Raw genomic sequence first — 17,949 nt, 5'->3', positions numbered from 1 at the left:
ATCGACCACGGGCGGTCGGTTGCTGATGGCGTTCATCGGATCGACGAATCGTGGACGTCGCGCATCGGCCTGCCGGTGTGGTTTCCGCGCAACCCTCCCGCGCCGAAGTTGCTGTCCGAGTGAACGCTTCAGTTCGCCGCGCGCATGGACATAGATCGCCTGGTAAATCGTCTCGGTGCACACCCGCATCTCCAGAGCGGCCGGGAAGTCCTTGACCAGTCGGTGACTGATCTGCTGCGGAGACCACTTCAACTTCAGTTTCTCCTGCACGTAGCACCGGAGGGCGTCATGGGCGAGGAGCTTCGGCTGACGCGGTCTGGATCGCCGCTTGACCGAGAGTCGGTGCGCGGTGTGGGGCATGTATCCGCGGGTGGAGACCGTGTTGCGAGGTAACTCGCGGCTGATCGTCGACGGCGACCGGCCCATCTCCGCCGCAATCTGTCGGATGGAGAGTCCCGTACGGCGCAGGTCCTGGAGCTGTTCTCGCTCAAGAAGGCTGACGTATCGACCGTGGATGACCTTCTCCACGATGTTCAGATCGACGCTTCCACCGATTGCGCGGGTTCTTCGTTCAGGCATGTCCCCATTGTTCTGCTCGGGGTAGCGCACGATGCGACCGTCGGGATAGATCCTTCCGCGGCTGATGATGGTGATGCCCTTGTCCCAATCGGTTGCCGACCTCGCGTCTGCGCCGACTCGTGCCCGGGCTTCCGCGCGTGTGAGCCCCGCCGCCCTCAGACGGAGGAACTCCTCGCGCCGCGGGTTGACCCGGCGTGCTTCGCTCGTGGAGATCCCCGCCTTCCGCGCCCACGCGTACGCGGTGGGGCGACGAATGCCCAGCTCACGTGCAACGGTCGAGATGATCTGCCGCTCACGAACGAGCCTCAGGAACTCCTCCTTCAACTCCGGCGGGTAAATGCGCGGGGTCGCCCGCTGCATCGTCAGCCCCGTCTTGCGCAGCCAGTTGTAACCGGCGTTCTCGTGAACCCCAGCCGCTCGTGCCGCCGCGCGAACCGTTCCGCCACGATCAAGAATCCGGAAGAACTCATCCTTCTGCTCGTCGGTGTATCTCTTCTCCGCCACTGCAACACCTCTCCGCTAGGTGTTGCGACGACTGCTGGAATCCAAGCGGCCGAAGGCAAGCTCTACCTCTGCGCGATCAAGGACGTGTTCTCCGGCCGGATCGTCGGCTACTCCATCAGCGACCGGATGAAGGCCCGCCTCGCGGTGAACGCCCTGAACAACGCGGTATCCCGGCGTCGTGATGCGGCTGGTTGCATCGTGCATTCGGATCACGGATCTCAGATTCGAGCGCGGAGCTTCGTGCAGACGCTGAACCGTCATCACCTCATCGGGTCGATGGGGACAGTCGGTGCCGCCGGGGACAATGCGGCGATGGAGTCCTTCTTCGCCCTGCTGCAGAAGAACGTCCTGGACCGCAAGCGGTGGCGGACTCGAGAAGAGCTCCGGATCGCGATCGTCACCTGGATCGAACGCAAGTATCGCCGCCGCCGCCGACAGGCTCGTCTGGGTCGATTGACCCCCATCGAATGCGAGACCATCATGAACCCCGCCGTGAGCCTCGCGGCCTAACACCCCAACTGTCACCTAACGGTGCGGCAGTCCCCTTCGGCCTTGCGTTCACAGGAGGTGCGCTGGGCGGGGATGGAGATGCCCTCCGGGTCGTAGTCGGTGTTCACCTGCCCCTTACTGGAGACCCGCAGATAGATGACGGCTCGGCTACCCGGTGGCGCATCGATGGCTCCGGTCGGCGCTGACGAGACGGCGCTGCTGTCGGCGCGGGGTTCGTTTTCGGTCTTGACCGGCGCCAGCGCGGGTGGGAGCCCGTCGAAGGCGAACGGTGCGAGGTTGGTGTCAGGCAGGCTCATGGCTGCCCTCCTTCTGGTGAGAGCAGCTCCCTGCCGCGAGCAGCGTGTCGCGGATTGAGAGAGCGGTGGTGTGGGAGCGGCGCCCCGAGATTGACCGGGCCGGGGCGCAGGCCCGAAGCATGATGTGCCATCGGTTGCGTTCTCCGTTTACGATCCCATTTCACCTCGCCTGACCGCGCTATTTGCAGGTGTTGACTATTCCGCAACGCTTTCCGTCTGCCCGTGGAGAACACCGCCTGACCGTGATGCGGACGGCCGCGTCTATTTGGAGAACACATAGGCGCGCCCTTCGTGTTCGACCAGATCGAACCCGTCGGCGATCTGCTCACGGAGCGCGTCGTAGTCCGGGGTGACCTGTTCGATGATGAGCTGGCGTTCCTCGGCGTATTCGATGACGTCTCGTTCGCGCTCGTCGACCTCTGCCAGCTCGTGCAGTGCGTCCTCGACGGAGCTGTAGACACCGATGTACTGCAGGTGGAAGTCCTCCATGATGTCCCCGCTCATCGCATTCACGTGGGGCAGACCGAGGAAGATGCGCAGGGCGGTGTCGCGGTCGGCCGCGAGCTCGGTGAGCGTCTCGGTCAGCTCCGCGATCTGTGCGCTGCCGGAGGTGCCGGGCACATGCACGGTGAAGTACCAGTCGCCCACCTCGACACCGGTGGGAACGAGAATGTTGGCGAGTCGTGGCGGATAGACCTCCTGGTAGGTGGCCGCTTACTGTGAGTTTCCCGCGTTTTGTATGTAATTTGTATTATATATCTGTGTGCAGATTATGAGGAAATTCCGGCGACTGTTCAAGCTTTCATCGACGTACTTTTTACAACGCAGATGTGGATATTGCAGAGTTTGCCCACCAAGGCGTATTCCTTTGAATGCATGAGAGTGCGAAAATGAAGGCAGATCGCAGTGTCCCGGTCGAGCCGTCCGGCTCCCGCCTGCGGCAGCCCAACCCGCCCGAGGCGACGCGGCACGCTGGCAGTGTCGGAGGTCCCCGGTATCTTTGGACACGAACCTCTATGAGCACAACTTAAGACGCGCCCTCGGCGCGGAGGAGCATGACGCTGATGAAGCGCAGAGCGGCCGGATCGATCCGCTGCGACGGCCGCCTGGCCGCCGTAGCTTCCATGTGTCTGCCCTGCCCCACCGTGAGGGGCCGCCGATGACAGCTCCCCTCACCGACTACCAGTCGAAGTACTTCGCCCATGAGCTGCAGCGCAGCTACGCCAATGACCACGTCGGCAAGCTCGCCGGCCTGCTGTTCGACGCGCAGGTCGAGCCGAAGCCACACCAGATCGATGCGGCACTGTTCGCGTTGCAGACTCCGTTCCTGTCGGGAGTGATCCTGGCGGACGAGGTCGGCCTCGGCAAGACGATCGAGGCGGGCATCGTCATCTCGCAGTACTGGGCCGAGCGCAAGCGACGCATCCTGATCATCGCGCCCTCGAGCCTGCGTCAGCAGTGGAAGCAGGAACTGTACGAGAAGTTCCTGATCCCATCCACGATCCTCGACGCCAGGTCGAAAGACGCGCTGCTCGCGAGGACGGACACCCGCGCCGCTGAGGTGCTCATCTGCTCGTATGAGTTCGCCTTCCGCCACGAGACCGCACTGCTGAAGTCGTGGGATCTGGTGGTGGCCGACGAGGCGCACCGCCTGCGCAGCTACTGGAACGGCAAGGCCAAGGTGGCGGAGGCTGTCTCGCACGTCGCCCGCAGCGCGCACAAAACGGTGCTGCTCACGGCGACACCGCTGCAGAACAAGCTCGAGGAGCTGTACGGGCTCGTGTCGATCTTCGACCCCGACTACTTCTACTCGCTCGACGCGTTCCGTGAGCGCTACATCAAGAGCCGCGACCTGACCGGCGACGACGACCTGGTCGAGCGTGTAGCGGCGATCTCTAAGCGCACGCTCCGCAAGGACGCCAACAAGTACATCCGGTTCACCAAGCGAATGCCGCTGACGGTGGAGTTCACGCCGTCGCCCGACGAGGTGAGCCTGTACGACCTGGTCAACGACTACCTGCAGCGCGATGAGCTGTTCGCGTTCGCGGGATCGCAGCGCCATCTCTCGGCGCTCATCATTCGCAAGCGCCTCGGTTCGTCGACATATGCCGTGGCGAGCACCCTGGAAAACATCGCCAACCGCCTGGCAGACGAGGTGGCCGCTGGCAAGCTCCGTGACAACCGAGGTGGGCTGTTCCTGGCCGACTTTGAGGCTGGTGACGAACTCGAGGAAGAGATCGTCGAGGAGGCCGAGGAGACGACGGTTCAGACCTCCAGCACGCAGCTCGACGCCGAGACTCTCAAGCGCATGCGCGCCGAGGCCGATGAGCTTCGCGAGTACGCCGCGCTGGCCCGTTCGATCACGGTCAACCAGAAGGCGGTCAAGCTGAACGAGGCCCTCGATATGGGCTTCGAGCGTCTGCGTGAGCTGGGCGCCGCCGAGAAGGCGATCATCTTCACTGAATCGACCAAGACGCAGGAGTACATTGCCCGCACACTGGCCGACGCCGGTCGCGGCGAAGGCGTCGTCTTGTTCAACGGCTCGAACACCTCACCCGAGCAGACGGCGATCTACCAGACGTGGCTGACGGCCAACAAGGACGGCGACCTGATCACCGGCATCCCGGCAGTCGATCGCCGCAAGGCCCTCGTGGACTACTTCCGCGAGCAAGGCACGATCATGATCGCCACCGAGGCAGCGGCGGAGGGCATCAACCTGCAGTTCTGCTCGATGCTCGTCAACTACGACCTGCCGTGGAACCCGCAACGCGTCGAGCAACGCATCGGCCGCGTGCACCGCTTCGGCCAGAAGCACAACGTCGTTGTCGTGAACTTCAGCAACAAGGGCAACGTCGCGGAGCAGCGCATCCTGGAACTCCTGACGAACAAGTTCCAGCTGTTCTCGAGCGTGTTCGGCGCCTCCGACGAGGTGCTTGGCGCAGTGGAGGACGGCCTCGACTTCGAGAAGCGGATCAGCGACATCCTCACCCGCTGCAAAACGGCCGGCGAGATCGATGCGGCATTCAAGCAGCTTGAGGATCAGTACGCAGGCGAGATCTCGAAGGAGATGGCCAGCGCCAAGGCTAAGGTCTTCGACCACCTCGACCCGCATGTGCAGGATCGGCTGAAGGCGTACGACGAGCAGTCGGGCGACGTGCTCAACAAGTTCGAGCGGCTCCTGCTTGCGATCACCCAGCACGAACTCCGCGATGTCGCGACGTTCGAGGGTGACGGCCGCACCTTTGCCCTGAACCAAGCACCTACCGGGGACGCGCCAACGGGTCGCTATTACTTCAAGTCGAAGCCGCTCCCGAACGCGCACCAGTACCGCTACGCCAGCCCGCTCGCACAGCACGTCGCAGACACCGCCAAGGCACACGAGACGCCGCCGCGCGAACTGACCTTCTCGCTCGGCCAATCGAAGCGGGCCAGCAACGCTGTCAAGGCGCTAGAAGGCAAGAGCGGCGAGCTGACGGTCAACTTGCTGACCTTCACGATGCGAGCACGCGACGAGGACATCTCCGAGTCGTACATGCTCGCCGGTGGCATGACCGACGACGGCCAGTACCTGGACGAGGAATACGTCGCCGACATCCTCGACCTCGCCTGCCAAGGCGTAGGTGAACAACCCGTCGCGGTCGACGTCGCCAAGGTCGAGCCACAACTCAAAGCGCGGCTCGGTGAGCTAGAAAAAGAAGTTCAGGGGCGCAACTCCCGCTACTACGACCAGCAGGAGGAACTGCTCTACCGCAACCAGCAGGACCGAAAGGCCGGGCACGAGGGCAGGATCCGCGAGTACCGCACCAAGGAGAAGGAAGCCCGCAAGGCGGCGAAGCAAGCGGACGACCCGATGGAGCAGCTCAAGCTCAAGCGCGAGGCCCGCAGGTGGGAGCGCCGGGCGGACGAAGCCGACGACGACTTCCGCGACGCACGCCGCAAGCTGCAGGCCGAGATCGACGAGAAGCTCGACATGATCGAGCAATCCCTGCAAGGCACTCAGGACACCGAGCACCTGTTCGCGATCCGTTGGCGCATCGTCGCGTAAAGGTCAGCGTTCACAAAAGACATCGAAACTGTTAACTGAGGAAAGAGAAATACCCGATGAGCGAAGAAATCCACGAAACACCATCCACCACCACAAACTTCCAGACCGAGCTGGCAGCGCAGCTTGCCGAGTTGATGCCCGAGGTCATTGCCGACGGCAAGGTGGACGTGGAGAAGCTCAAGGAACTGCTGGACGGCGACGCGGCCGACAGTATTGAGCGGTTCGGGCTGTTCTGGCCGGGTAAGAAACGTGCCCTGCGTGCTGCCCAGGAGCCGACCACGGCGACACTGCGCCCCGACTTCGAGAACTCGAAGGACTGGGACACCACCAAGAACGTCTTCATCGAGGGCGACAATCTCGAGGTGCTGAAGATCCTGCAGAAGCACTATCACGCCAAGATCAAGATGATCTACATCGATCCGCCGTACAACACCGGCAAGGACTTCGTCTACCCCGACAATTACAAGGAGGGGCTCGACACCTACCTCGAATGGACGCGTCAGGTCAACGAGGAGGGCAAGAAGCTCTCGACCAATGCCGACACCGAGGGGCGCTACCACTCCAACTGGCTCAACATGATGTATCCGCGACTTAAGCTCGCGCGGAATTTGCTGACCGACGACGGCGTGATTTTCATCTCAATCGATGACCACGAAATGGCGAATCTCCGGAGACTCTCTTCAGAGGTGTTTGGTGAGTCCAACGTGCTGGGAGTGGTGTCTGTTGTTAACAACCTCAAGGGACGTTCAGACGACGAGTATTTCGCCACTGCAAATGAGTATCTCCTTGTATGCGCGAAATCGAACGAGAGGGCCTGGATCGGCGGCTTTGAGGCCGACGCTGAATATCGAGCAGAGTTTAAATTTCGCGACCAGATCAGCAACTATAAAGAAGTTGGTCTACGAAAGACTGGGTCGAGTTGGCGTCGCTCAGATCGACCGAATATGTTCTACCCGATCTACTACATCCCGCAGAAAGGCGAGTTCAGCTTGGAGCACACGGCGGGCGCCGTTGAGATTCTCCCCCTCGACACGCAGGGCAACGAAGGCAACTGGCGTTGGGGTCGCGAGACATTTATAGCGAACAAGGCGACGGAACTCACTGCCCGCGAAGTTGGTGGCAGATGGAATGTCTACGTAAAGATGCGAGACATGGTCAATGGTAAGCCTCGTACCGTTCGCCCGAAAACTATCTGGCTTGACTCAAAGTATGACACCGGAAGCGGTAAACGACTGATTAAGGATCTATTCCACGGCGAAGTTCCTTTCGACACTCCGAAGCCGCTGGCATTAATCAAAGACGCGATCGCTATTGGGGCTGGCCCAGATGCGATCATCCTCGACTTCTTTGCTGGCTCGGGAACCACGGCTCACGCGGTCTTGGCGCTGAATGCTGAGGATGGTGGGAACCGCAAGTTCATTCAGGTTCAGTTGCCTGAGCCGACACCCGATGGTTCCGTCGCGCGACGACTGGGACATTCGTCGATTGCAGATGTTGCTCGACAAAGAATTGTGCTTGCCGCTGACCGGATCGCAAATGAGCGTTCTGGGGGTCTTGATCTCGGCGATGCAGTAATCGATCTGGGCTTCCGCTCATATTCACTCGTCGACACGAGTTTCACAAAGTGGCAGCAAGCCAGCGACGTTGATCTGAACCAGCTGGAGCAGCACCTGCTTGACCTGCGCGATAGCAGCAGCGCCGATGCCGCCTCTGCCGATGACCTCCTCTCAGAGATCCTCCTGAAGCAGGGCTACTCGTTGACTGAGCAGATCGCTCCGGTCGATGTGGCCGGGCTCAACCTGCGCTCGGTGGGCGACGGCGTTGTCCTCGCGTACCTCAACGAGCACGTCAAGCCGACACTCGAGCAACTGCGCGCCGTAGTCGATGAGGATCCCGCTCGCCTGATCGTCCTCGAGGACGCGTTCCGGGGCGATGACCAACTCAAGACCAACCTGTCTCAGCTCTGTAAGAGCAAGGGCATCGAGCTCTGGACGGCCTGATCATGGGAGACAACACAGCGAGTAGCGGATTCAAGTTTGACGCCGGCCAGCAGTACCAGCTCGACGCGATTAATTCGGTGGTCGACCTGTTTGATGGTCAGCCGAAGGATGCCGAGAAGCTGGAGACGATGTTGCGCGGCCAGGTAGCCGCCGTCAAAAAGACGAAAAATGCGGCGCTCGACCTCGATCTCTCGCAGGAGGTGGGCGCCGTTGGTAACCGCCTGGTGCTCGATCGCGACACGGTGCTGGCCAACTTGCAGCGCGTGCAGGACAAGAACGGTCTCGAGGTTGCCTCGAAGCTGTTTGTTGACTCGGCGCTCGACTTCGATATCGAGATGGAGACGGGTACAGGTAAGACGTACGTGTACCTCCGCACCATCTTCGAGCTCGCCGAGCGGTACAACTTCACGAAGTTCGTCATCCTCGTGCCGAGCGTCGCGATCCGCGAGGGCGTGAACACGAGCATTCGCCTCATGCGTTCGCACTTCGAGGACCTGTACAAGAAGCGCAACATCACCTTCGACTCGTCGGTTTACAGCGGTAAGACGGCCGAGGAAGTGCAGTCGTTCGCGACGTCGACCAACGTGCAGATCATGGTGATGACGATTGACTCGATCCGTGGCAACGCGGCGACGCGCATCATCCACCAGACGCGGGACAAGCTGAACGGCCTTAAGCCGATCGACTACCTGAAGGCGACGCATCCGGTTGTCATCATGGACGAGCCGCAGAACATGGAGTCCCTGCTCTCTCAGTCGGCCGTGAGCGAACTCGACCCGGTGTTCACGTTGCGCTATAGCGCGACGCACAAGAAGCTCCGCAATGTCGTCTACCGACTTGACCCCGTCGATGCTCACGACCTCGGCCTGGTGAAACAGATCGTTGTGGCGGATGTGCAACAGCAAGGCGCTGATGCGACGCCGTACATCAAGCTTGTCGAGGTCAAGAACGACAAGGGCTGGGTTGCCCGGCTGGAGCTGTCGTGCCGGAAGGCGGACGGGTCACTCGAGCGGCGCGTGGTGAACGTCAAACAGAACCAGGAGCTCTCCGATCCTCGGCTGACGAACAACGCGAGCTATAACGGTTGGCGCGTCAACGGGATGAGCATCGAACCCGCCTATGTCGACTTGACGCTGCACGGCTATCTGCACCAGGGCGAAGGCATCGGAGGATCGTCGGGCGCGATCTACAAGGAGATGATCCGCGAGACGATCAAAGAGCACCTCCGCAAGGAGACACAACTGCACGCCAAGGGCATCAAGGTGCTCAGCCTGTTCTTCATCGACAAGGTCGAGAGTTTCCTCGGCGACGGCTCGAACAACAACGACGCGAACGGTCAGTTCGTGCAGTGGTTCGACGAGCTGTTCCGTGAAGAACGCGCCAAGTCGCCACAGTGGCAGGCGCTGCTCCCGCAGGATCCGGCCGAGTTGCGTCGCGGCTACTTCTCCGTCCTCAAGGGCAAGAAGGGAGCACCTGATGGCTTCCAGGAGGTCTCGAAGTCAGGTGCGACCAAGGCTGAGGATGACGCATACGAGTTGATCATGCAAGATAAGGAGCGCCTGCTCGACGAGAACGAGCCGACACGATTCATCTTCAGCCACTCAGCTTTGCGTGAGGGCTGGGACAACCCGAATGTCTTCCAGATCTGCACCCTGCGAGAGATGGGCGCCGAGACGGAGCGCCGCCAGACGCTCGGACGTGGCTTGCGCCTGCCTGTCGCGAAGAGCGCGGGTGGCTATGAGCGCGTGGCCGACCGCGGCATCGCAACGCTGACGGTGGTCGCGAACGAGTCGTACAAGCAGTTCGCCGATGCGCTCCAGAAGGAATACAAGGACGCGGGCGTCGAGATCGGCCGTGTCCGCAAGGCGGAGTTCTCGAAGATCCCGCTGCAGAACCCCGACGGGTCGCTCACCGATGAGAACCTCGGCTATGAGGGGTCTGTGTCGATCTGGGAGCACCTGCTCGCGCAGAGGTTCATCGACAAGGACGGTGTTGTGCAGCCGAAGTTCCAGCCGAACACGCTCGACTTCAGCCTCAACATGCCCGTCGACTTCATGTGGGCCGAGCCGTTCGTCATCGAGCTGGTCGGCCGTGCCAACATCGGCAAGTACGTCAAGCCGAAGAGCAAGCGACACTCGCGCAAGCTCAACAAGGAGCTGTTCGCGAACCCGGAGTTCGAGAAGTTCTGGGAGACGATCAGCCGCCGCACCACGTACCGCGTCGAGGTGGAGCGCGACAAGATCATCGAGAACTCGGTCAAGGCGATCAAGGAAGCACCAGACATCGACCCGTTGCGCATCCAGGTCACCCGCGCGGGCGTGAAGGTCCTCCGCGGTGGCGCGAAGGGCCAGGAACTCGGGTCACGTCAACAGGAACTCCGCGGAAGCTACGACCTGCCCGACATCATCGGAGAGCTGCAGGAGGCCACTTCCCTCACCCGCAAGACCATCGTCGACGTCCTTGTCCGCAGTGGCCGGCTGGGCGAGTTCATCGCGAACCCGAACGACTTCATCGCCATGGCCAAGCGCCTCATGCAGACCGAGCTCGCGAAGCTCGTCGTCGATGGCGTGCAGTACGAGAAGATCGCAGGCTCCGTGTACGAGCTGCGTGAGCTGCGCAAGGACGGCGAGGAGGAGAAGGAACGCTTCCTCGACCAGATGTACAAGCTGGAGAACGCGGACAAGTCGAACTTCGACTACGTCGTCTACGACTCCGACCCCGAGCGCCAATTCGCGGAACTGCTCGACGGCCGCGAGGACATCAAGTTCTTCATGAAGCTGCCCGACAAGTTCAAGATCGACACCCCGGTCGGCCCGTACAACCCTGACTGGGCGATCGTGAAGCACGAGGACGGCGAGGAGCGCGTCTACATGATCCGCGAGACGAAGAGCACCGAGGACGAGATCAAGCGCCGCCCGACGGAGAACGCCAAGATCAAGTCCGCGAAGCAGCACTTCGAGGCGATCGGCGTGCCGGACTACGCGGTTTCGGTGCCAGGGAGCTGGAAGCTGTGAATCGGGCTGAGAACTATGAATCGCAGTCCTTGCTGTCCTTCTTGCAGGTGGTTCCGCAGTGAGGGTCCGAAAGCTTGAGATTGAGAACTTCCGGGGCATTGCATCCGGGCAGGTGACCTTCCAGCCGCACACCCTGCTCGTCGGCGGAAAGGGACTGCCGCACCGTTAGGTGACATCTGATCTGGCTTGCCCGCAGGGCGGCCTGGAAGGATGTGCACCATGCCCGCTCCCTACCCCCAGGAGTTCCGCGACGACGTCGTGCGAGTGGCCCGGTCCCGTGAGGACGGCATCACCATCGCGCAGATCGCGAAGGACTTCGGCGTGCACGAAATGGCGCTCCACAAATGGATCCGCCAAGCCGACATCGACGACGGCAACCGCCCCGGCGGGACACGGGAGGAATCGACCGAGCTGCGCGAGGCCCGCAAACAGATCCGGCTGCTCCAGCAGGAGAACGAGGTCCTGCGCCGCGCCGCTGCCTACCTGTCCCGGGCGCACCTGCCGGGAAAAGGTTCTACCCGCTGGTGAGCGAGCTCGCCGCCGACGGGATCCCCGTCGCGGTGTCCCTGCGGGTCCTGAAGCTCTCCCGCCAGCCCTACTACCGCTGGCGCCACCAGCAGGTCACCCAGGCTGAGCTGACTGAGGCCTACCGCGCCAACGCGCTGCTGGACGCCCACGTCGACGATCCCGAGTACGGGTACCGGTTCCTGGTCGGCGAAGCCGCAGAGGCTGGCGAAGTGATGTGTGAGCGCACGGCATGGAGGATCGGCCGGGACAACCAGTGGTGGTCCGTGTTCGCCGAAGAAGCGCGGCAAGAACGGGAAGCGTCCCGGGCCACCGGTCCACGACGATCTCGTGAAGCGGGACTTCTCCGCCGATGACGTCAACGAACTGTGGTTGACCGACATCACCGAGCACTGGACCGCTTGGATTCCAGCAGTCGTCGCAACACCTAGCGGAGAGGTGTTGCAGTGGCGGAGAAGAGATACACCGACGAGCAGAAGGATGAGTTCTTCAGGATTCTTGATCGTGGCGGAACGGTTCGCGCGGCGGCACGAGCGGCTGGGGTTCACGAGAACGCCGGTTACAACTGGCTGCGCAAGACGGGGCTGACGATGCAGCGGGCGACCCCGCGGATTTAGGTCAAGTCCCTTTGAGTGGTGGCTTTTGGGTCAGGCGGTCATGAGGAGCCGGCTGGCGGTCTCGGGGGTGTCGGTGGAGAGCATGTCGGCGAGGCGGCGGAGGGAGATGTCACTGATGTAGCGGCGTTCGCCGTACTGCCATTCCTCGTGCTGGTCCTGGAGCACGGCCCCGACGAGTCTGGTCGCGGAGTCTCGGCTGGGGAAGATCTGGACCACGTTTGCGCGACGCTTGATCTCACGGTTCACGCGCTCTATGGGGTTGTTCGACCAGATCTTGCGCCAGTGCTCGATCGGGAATGCAGCGAACGCGGTCAGGTCCGCCTCGGCGTCCTTGAGCATTGCCGTGATCTTCGGGAACGAGCTCTCGAGCGATGCCGTGACCTGCTGGAACGAGTCCCGGACGGTCTCCGGGCTGGTTTGGGCGAAGATCGTGGAGACCAGGGCGTTGACGGGCTTGGATCGCGCAGAGCCCAGCGTCTGGGTGATGTTGCGAGCGAAATGGACCCGGCAGCGTTGCCATGACGCGCCGGGCAGCACGGCTTTGATCGCGTGCTTCAACCCGGAGTGCGCGTCGCTGGTCACCATAAGCACGCCCTCGGGCGCGGCGGGGGTGGAGATCGCCAGACCGCGTTCGCGCAGGCTGCGGAGGAACTCGGTCCAGAAGTCGGTGGTCTCCGCGTCACCGATCGCCATGCCGAGCACTTCTCGGTGACCGGTCGCGGCAACGCCCGTGGCGACCACGACGGCTTGGGAGACGACGCGCCCGCCCTGGCGGATGTCGAGATAGGTCGCGTCCAGGAACAGGTAGGGGAACCAGGTGTGGTCCAGGCGGCGGTGGAGGAACTCCGCGACGACCTCGTCGATCTCGCCGCAGATCCTCGAGACCTGGGACTTGCTGATCCCGGACTCGTTGCCCAGCGCCCGCACGAGATCCTCGACCTTCCGGGTGGAGACGCCGTCGATCCAGGCCGTGCAGATCACCGCCCAGAGCGCTTTGTCGACCCGGCGACGAGGATGCAGCAGCGCGGGATAGAACGACCCGGCCCGCAGCTTCGGAATCGCCAGATCCAACTCCCCGGCAGGAGTGGCCAGACGTTTTGCCCTGGTGCCGTTACGGCGCGTCGAGCGGGACGGGGAGCGTTCGTAACGGTCAGCACCGATCTTCACAGACGCTTCGGCATCGATCAGGTCCTGGAGCCCGGCCTGGAGAAGCCGGCGGAACAACTCCTCGTGAGCGAGGTCGGGGTCCTCGAGCAGTTCACTGACGAGAGCAGACAGGGCAGACTGGTGACGGGTCATCGCGGGTCCCTATTTCTTGGTCGATTTGGGAGGTCCCGCGATGACCCTTCATCGCCTACCAGCAGCTCCACGCCACCCCGGGATTGCCACCACGCTAGGGGACACACCCTCAACGGGGGGGGTGCCTCTATGGTTTTCGTCAAGCCACCAGAGCGACTGACGAGGGCGCCGGAGGCGGGGTCGGGTCTTGGTACAGGGTGCCATCCCGCAGCATCGCGTAGAGCACATCGGTGCGGCGCCGGGCCAGGGCTATCAGAGCCTGGTTGTGGCGTTTGCCCTGGGCTCGTTTGCGGTCGTAGTACGCCCGCGAAGGGCCATGGTGCAGCGAGGCGAAGGCTGAGAGGAACAGGGCGCGCTTCAGTCGCTTGTTGCCGCCTCGGGGTGCGTGTTCGCCGCGGATCGAGGTCCCGGATCGGCGTGTGACGGGGGCGATGCCGGCGTAGGAGGCCAGGTGCCCGGCATCGGCGAAGTCCTTGCCCACGACCTCGGTGAGGATCCGTGCAGCGGTCCTGACCCCGATACCGGGCATCGAGATCAGGACCGGGTGAAGAGGGTGGGCCTCCACCACAGCCTCCACCTGGGTGGCCAGCCTTGCCCGCTGCTGGATCAGCCCTGCCAGCTGCTCGGCCAGAATCGGCACCACCGTGGCCGCAGCCTCAGTACCTGCCACGACCACGGTCTGCTGGGCCAGGGCTTCGAAGATCTCCTCCGTCAAGGAGCTGGCCAGTCGGGGGGCGTGCTTGCGCAGCCGGGCGCGCACATGCCCGGGCCCTGCGGTCTTCAGCTTGCCCGGGGTCGGGTACCGGCCCAGCAGATCCGCTACTGCCGGGTGCGTGATCCTGGGCCCCAGCACCCGTTCCAGGGCGGGGTGGATCTGGGTGAGCAGCCCGCGCAGCCGGTTCGAGGCCGCGGTGATCTGCGCGGCGAGGTCATCGTCGGCCCCGGCGAGCATGGCCAGCTCGGCGATCTGCTCGTCATCGACACGGATGGATCGCAGGGTGTGGGGCATGGTGCGGGCGGCCTCGGCGATGATCGCGGCATCACGGGCATCCGTCTTGGCCGAGCCGGGGTGCAGGTCCGCGATCCGGCGCATCGCCAGCCCCGGCAGATACGCCACCTCAACACCGTCACAGGACTGCGCCACGGCCACGGGCAGCGCGCCGATCGTGGCCGGCTGATCGACCACCAGCAGCACCGGCCCGTGAGCTGCGGCGAGGTCCGTGAGGATGGCCCGCAGCCGGGTCTCGTCGTTGGGCAGGGCCTTGTCGTAGACCCTCTCGCCTGCGGCGGTGAGGGCTACGGCGTGGTGGTCGGATTTGCCGACGTCGAGGCCGATGTACACGGCTGGTGTTGGGGTGGTCATGGCGGTTGCTCCTGGGCTGGTCGGGCCATGTTCGTGCTGGCCAGCCCTGTGGTGATCACGCTCGGCATCCACGTTACAAAGACCCACGTGAGGAGAGTCCCGCCTCTATCAGCGATCCGTGATCACCAGACCGGTCCTCGGTGACAACACCCCCCGGATCATGAGTGCGACTGGGGGCAACGATCATGCCGAGGACCGGCTGGCCGACACCTGCTCATCCTGGATGATCCAGGCACCGCGGAAAAGGTAACGGGGCGGCCCACCCAGCCGTGAAGGGCAAGATCGGGCACCCCGGAGGTGTGATCGAGGTGCCGATGGGTGATGAAAGCGTTCTTCACGTTCCCGAATCCGAGACCCGACGCCACCAGTTGGCGGGTGGTGTCCAGACCACAGTCGATGAGGTAGACGCTGTTGTTGACCACCAGGGCCAATGCAGGCTTCGCCTGCCCGGCCGCGACGACGGGTCCACCACCCACGCCGAGCATGACCAACCGGTCCCCGGTGGGCGCGGGACCCGCGGATTGAGCGGGGGCGGCGCCAACGCCGTAGGCGGGTGCCATGGCCCCGCGCCCCAGCGCTCCAACCGTGGCGGCGACGCTTCCCAGGGCCAAAGTGGATTTGAGAATGGATCGACGAGTGGCGGCGACGCCATTGGATCCGGATACGGGGCTCCCCTCCTCGGGGCGCTGCGGGTTGAAGCTCAGGGTTTTCTGGGTGTCACACATGGGTCCTCGTCCTCTGAGCGGGCGGGTCCTGTGCAGCAGAGACGCTGTACAGACGGGCCCGATGGGGGTGTCGAGGGTAAATAGTGTCCTGGGTCACAATGACTGGGCCAGCAGGATCCGCCGAAAGACCATTCGGGGCACCGGAACAACCGCCCCGGTCAGGGCGGACAGGCGCTCACGCCGCGGTCTCCACGAACAGGCAGGTACATGAACCTCACCATTCATCAGTTGCGGCGCTTCCTGACCGTGGCTCAGGAACTGCATTTCGGACGCGCCGCACAGCAACTGCACCTCAGCCCGTCTTCATTGAGCGAGCAGATCTCCGCCCTTGAGCGGCGTTTGTCTCGCAATCTCTTCCGCCGGACCTCACGCACCGTGGAGCTGACAGATCACGGCCGAGAACTGGCGCCCCAGGCGCGGGCGGTGGTCGAGGCCATGGACCAGGTCCTGACCTGGGCCCGAGATGACTCGGGGCCAGCTCACATCCGCGTGGGCCTCATGGTCTCCAGCCCCGGATTCCGAGCCATCCTGGCGGCAGCGGCGCGGGAGATGCCAGACGTGCACTGGGAGATCCGGCAGCTGGGATTTCTCGGCGCCTACAAGGCTCTGGCGCAGGCAGAGGTGGACTGCATCTTCGTCTCTGAAATCGGCGAAGCCCCGGTACCGGAATTCACCTCGATCCCCCTGTGGGAGGAGGGCTGCGCCTTGGTCCTGCACGAGCAACATCGGCTTGCCGGACGATCGTCGGTACGGTTGGCCGAGTTGGCTGGCGAGACGTTTGTCACGGTCGCCGATGAAGCCGCGGCCGCCCGGTGGTTGACCGCTGTAACCGCAGCCGACACCGCTGAACCGCGCTCGTTGCCCGTGGCTCACAACTTCGAGGAAGTGGTGGAACTGTGTGGCGCCGGGCTGGGCGTGAACATTGCCGGAGAATCGGCCCGGGCCACCTATGACCGCCCCGGTATCCGGTTCGTGCCCATTCAGGACGCGCCGAGGGCCACCACCTATCTGTACCTGCGGGGGGACAATCGCTCCGCTCCGGTGGAGGACTTTGCCCGTCTTGCCTTGGACGTAACGCGCCGCGGAGCCTGACGATCGTGACGCCAATGCCTCTGACGTGAGTGCCGCGTCCGACCGCCAGCTACGCTCTCCGCATGACCTGGCCTGCCGTGCACCTCTCCCAGTCCATCGACGCCGCCCCGGACGTCGTCGCGCGCTTTGCCGGCGATCCCGCCAACCTCCCGAGGTGGGCTGCGGGGCTCAGCAACGGCATCCGGCAGGAGGCCGGACGCTGGCTGACGGATTCGCCGATGGGCACGGTGGAGGTGCGCTTCGTCGGCCCGGTCGAACACGGCATCCTGGACCACGACGTCGTCTTCCCGGACGGTTCGACCACGCACAATCCGTTGCGGGTGCTGCGCAATGACACCGGGAGTGAGGTCGAGGTCACTGTCGACACATGAGGGGTCACAGTCACGGCCCACTCGCGACACCATGTTGGCCAATGATTGACGCGACATCATTGTGACCGTCGGGTGACTGCACTGCCATGCAGCCGCTCGTGGCGGTAAAGGCTCTGCCGCGCCTGCCCACGGCCCCTGTCAGGAACCCCTCATGCCCAGTTTCAACGTCCCGGCCCCGCCCCCGGGGGCCCGGGCCTTCGATTCCGTGCTGGTCGAGTACCGCACTGTGCACCGTCACCCCCGCATCGTCTTCGACGACCTGGCACGGGAAGCATTCGAAGCCGCCGAGCAGATCACCAACGTCCTGCTGGTCGCCGGGGCCGGTGAGGTTGCCCCGGCCAACGAGCCCGCACCCGTGGTCTGTACCTTGAACCCCACCGTGCCCGGTTCCTACGTGCTTCGTTACGAAATCCGCGAGTCTCCCCAGCCAGAACCCACCGGACGTACACGCTCCTTCTTGCGACCCCAGGCTCGCGCGGCCCGCGATGCCACCCCGGAGATCGACGCGGCCCTGCAGGAGGCCTTGATCAGCGGCAACCGCGTCACCGTCGTACTCCTGTTGTGCATCGGGGTCCTCACCGGCATCGACGACGGAGGCTTGTCCGTGACGGCGGGTACCTCCGACGACGACCCGTTCGTGGAACTCCTGGACGGTATTCGTGTCCTGCAGCGCGTCCACCGCAGCACGTGGGTCCTGCTTCAGCGCGAGGACATCCAGGACTGCTTGCGAGGCCTGCTGGCCCCGTTCAAGGATGACCAGCTCTACACCATGACCCTGGTCGAGAACCCACACTTCAGCAATCTGCAGGCCGCCTACGTCATCACGGCCTCCCAGAAGCTCCGCGACTTCGTGGAAGGGGCAGCCCTCTGTCTACCGACGCTCTAGGGCGTGTCTCTTAAGGTCGTGGAGGTTGGAGGTCTGACGGTGGGTGGGCTTGGATGCCTCGAGCCCGGGGCACTCGACGCGCCAAAGTCCGCGGCCGCCGGTCTGGATCGCTCACAGGTCACC

Annotated in this window: 15 protein-coding genes and 1 pseudogene; 10 read left to right on the top strand and 6 right to left on the bottom strand. The window is 63.5% G+C overall.

Features of this window, described 5'->3' with window-relative positions:
• Positions 1–1,083: IS30 family transposase (locus EDL96_RS13090; protein ID WP_123826670.1), on the bottom strand; the 1,083-nt coding region annotated here is incomplete at its 3' end.
• Between the two features lie 51 nt (positions 1,084–1,134).
• On the opposite strand from EDL96_RS13090, the pseudogene EDL96_RS13085 reads away from it, so the two are divergent.
• Positions 1,135–1,593 (top strand): annotated as a pseudogene (locus EDL96_RS13085) (transposase); the annotation flags it as partial.
• Positions 1,594–1,604: 11 nt separating this feature from the next.
• On the opposite strand, the gene EDL96_RS13080 reads toward EDL96_RS13085, so the two are convergent.
• Positions 1,605–1,889 carry a hypothetical protein gene (locus EDL96_RS13080; RefSeq protein WP_123826669.1) on the bottom strand — a complete coding sequence of 95 codons (285 nt, stop codon included), beginning with the start codon at positions 1,887–1,889 and terminating at the stop codon, positions 1,605–1,607.
• A 261-nt stretch (positions 1,890–2,150) separates the two neighbouring features.
• Entirely contained in the window at positions 2,151–2,537 is a 387-nt protein-coding gene (locus tag EDL96_RS13075; RefSeq protein WP_123826668.1) for a hypothetical protein, read from the bottom strand.
• 511 nt (positions 2,538–3,048) lie between these two features.
• Between EDL96_RS13075 and EDL96_RS13070 the strand changes: the two genes are divergently transcribed.
• From EDL96_RS13070 to EDL96_RS13045, 6 genes are all read left to right on the top strand, one after another.
• Positions 3,049–5,934, top strand: coding sequence for an SNF2-related protein (locus tag EDL96_RS13070; protein WP_123826672.1), 2,886 nt, complete (start codon positions 3,049–3,051; stop codon positions 5,932–5,934).
• Positions 5,935–5,990: 56 nt separating this feature from the next.
• On the top strand, positions 5,991–7,934 hold the full coding sequence (locus EDL96_RS13065) for a site-specific DNA-methyltransferase (RefSeq protein ID WP_123826667.1): 1,944 nt from the start codon (positions 5,991–5,993) through the stop codon (positions 7,932–7,934).
• Positions 7,935–7,936: 2 nt separating this feature from the next.
• Positions 7,937–10,948, top strand: a complete 3,012-nt coding sequence (locus tag EDL96_RS13060) for a restriction endonuclease (RefSeq protein WP_123826666.1) — start codon at positions 7,937–7,939, stop codon at positions 10,946–10,948.
• Between the two features lie 219 nt (positions 10,949–11,167).
• On the top strand, positions 11,168–11,476 hold the full coding sequence (locus EDL96_RS13055) for a transposase (RefSeq protein WP_199732623.1): 309 nt from the start codon (positions 11,168–11,170) through the stop codon (positions 11,474–11,476).
• Complete coding sequence (locus EDL96_RS13050; protein ID WP_199732622.1) at positions 11,473–11,829, top strand: hypothetical protein; 357 nt, start codon at positions 11,473–11,475, stop codon at positions 11,827–11,829. Before EDL96_RS13055 ends, EDL96_RS13050 begins: the two co-directional genes overlap by 4 nt.
• 90 nt (positions 11,830–11,919) lie before the next feature.
• Positions 11,920–12,090, top strand: coding sequence for a transposase (locus EDL96_RS13045; protein ID WP_199732621.1), 171 nt, complete (start codon positions 11,920–11,922; stop codon positions 12,088–12,090).
• Between the two features lie 30 nt (positions 12,091–12,120).
• On the opposite strand, the gene EDL96_RS13040 is transcribed toward EDL96_RS13045, so the two are convergent.
• The 3 genes from EDL96_RS13040 to EDL96_RS13030 form a co-directional block, all read right to left on the bottom strand.
• Positions 12,121–13,389, bottom strand: coding sequence for an IS256 family transposase (locus EDL96_RS13040; protein WP_123826665.1), 1,269 nt, complete (start codon positions 13,387–13,389; stop codon positions 12,121–12,123).
• Between the two features lie 139 nt (positions 13,390–13,528).
• Positions 13,529–14,752 (bottom strand): IS110 family RNA-guided transposase, encoded by a 1,224-nt coding sequence (locus EDL96_RS13035; protein WP_123826664.1) that lies wholly within the window; start codon positions 14,750–14,752, stop codon positions 13,529–13,531.
• Positions 14,753–14,910: 158 nt separating this feature from the next.
• Complete coding sequence (locus EDL96_RS13030; RefSeq protein ID WP_123826663.1) at positions 14,911–15,477, bottom strand: MBL fold metallo-hydrolase; 567 nt, start codon at positions 15,475–15,477, stop codon at positions 14,911–14,913.
• A gap of 207 nt (positions 15,478–15,684) precedes the next feature.
• On the opposite strand from EDL96_RS13030, the gene EDL96_RS13025 reads away from it, so the two are divergent.
• The 3 genes from EDL96_RS13025 to EDL96_RS13015 all read left to right on the top strand — a co-directional run bounded on the left by EDL96_RS13025 (position 15,685) and on the right by EDL96_RS13015 (position 17,826).
• The gene (locus tag EDL96_RS13025) at positions 15,685–16,569 is read left to right on the top strand and encodes a LysR substrate-binding domain-containing protein (RefSeq protein WP_123826662.1); all 885 of its coding nucleotides are present in this window, start codon (positions 15,685–15,687) and stop codon (positions 16,567–16,569) included.
• 62 nt (positions 16,570–16,631) lie between these two features.
• Positions 16,632–16,940, top strand: a complete 309-nt coding sequence (locus EDL96_RS13020) for an SRPBCC family protein (RefSeq protein WP_233568900.1) — start codon at positions 16,632–16,634, stop codon at positions 16,938–16,940.
• Positions 16,941–17,091: 151 nt separating this feature from the next.
• Complete coding sequence (locus EDL96_RS13015) at positions 17,092–17,826, top strand: hypothetical protein (RefSeq protein WP_123826661.1); 735 nt, start codon at positions 17,092–17,094, stop codon at positions 17,824–17,826.
• Positions 17,827–17,949 lie beyond the last annotated feature (123 nt).

This window comes from Kocuria soli (assembly GCF_003797835.1).
Classification (GTDB): domain Bacteria; phylum Actinomycetota; class Actinomycetes; order Actinomycetales; family Micrococcaceae; genus Kocuria; species Kocuria soli.
This window is presented reverse-complemented; position numbering and strand designations above follow the sequence as displayed.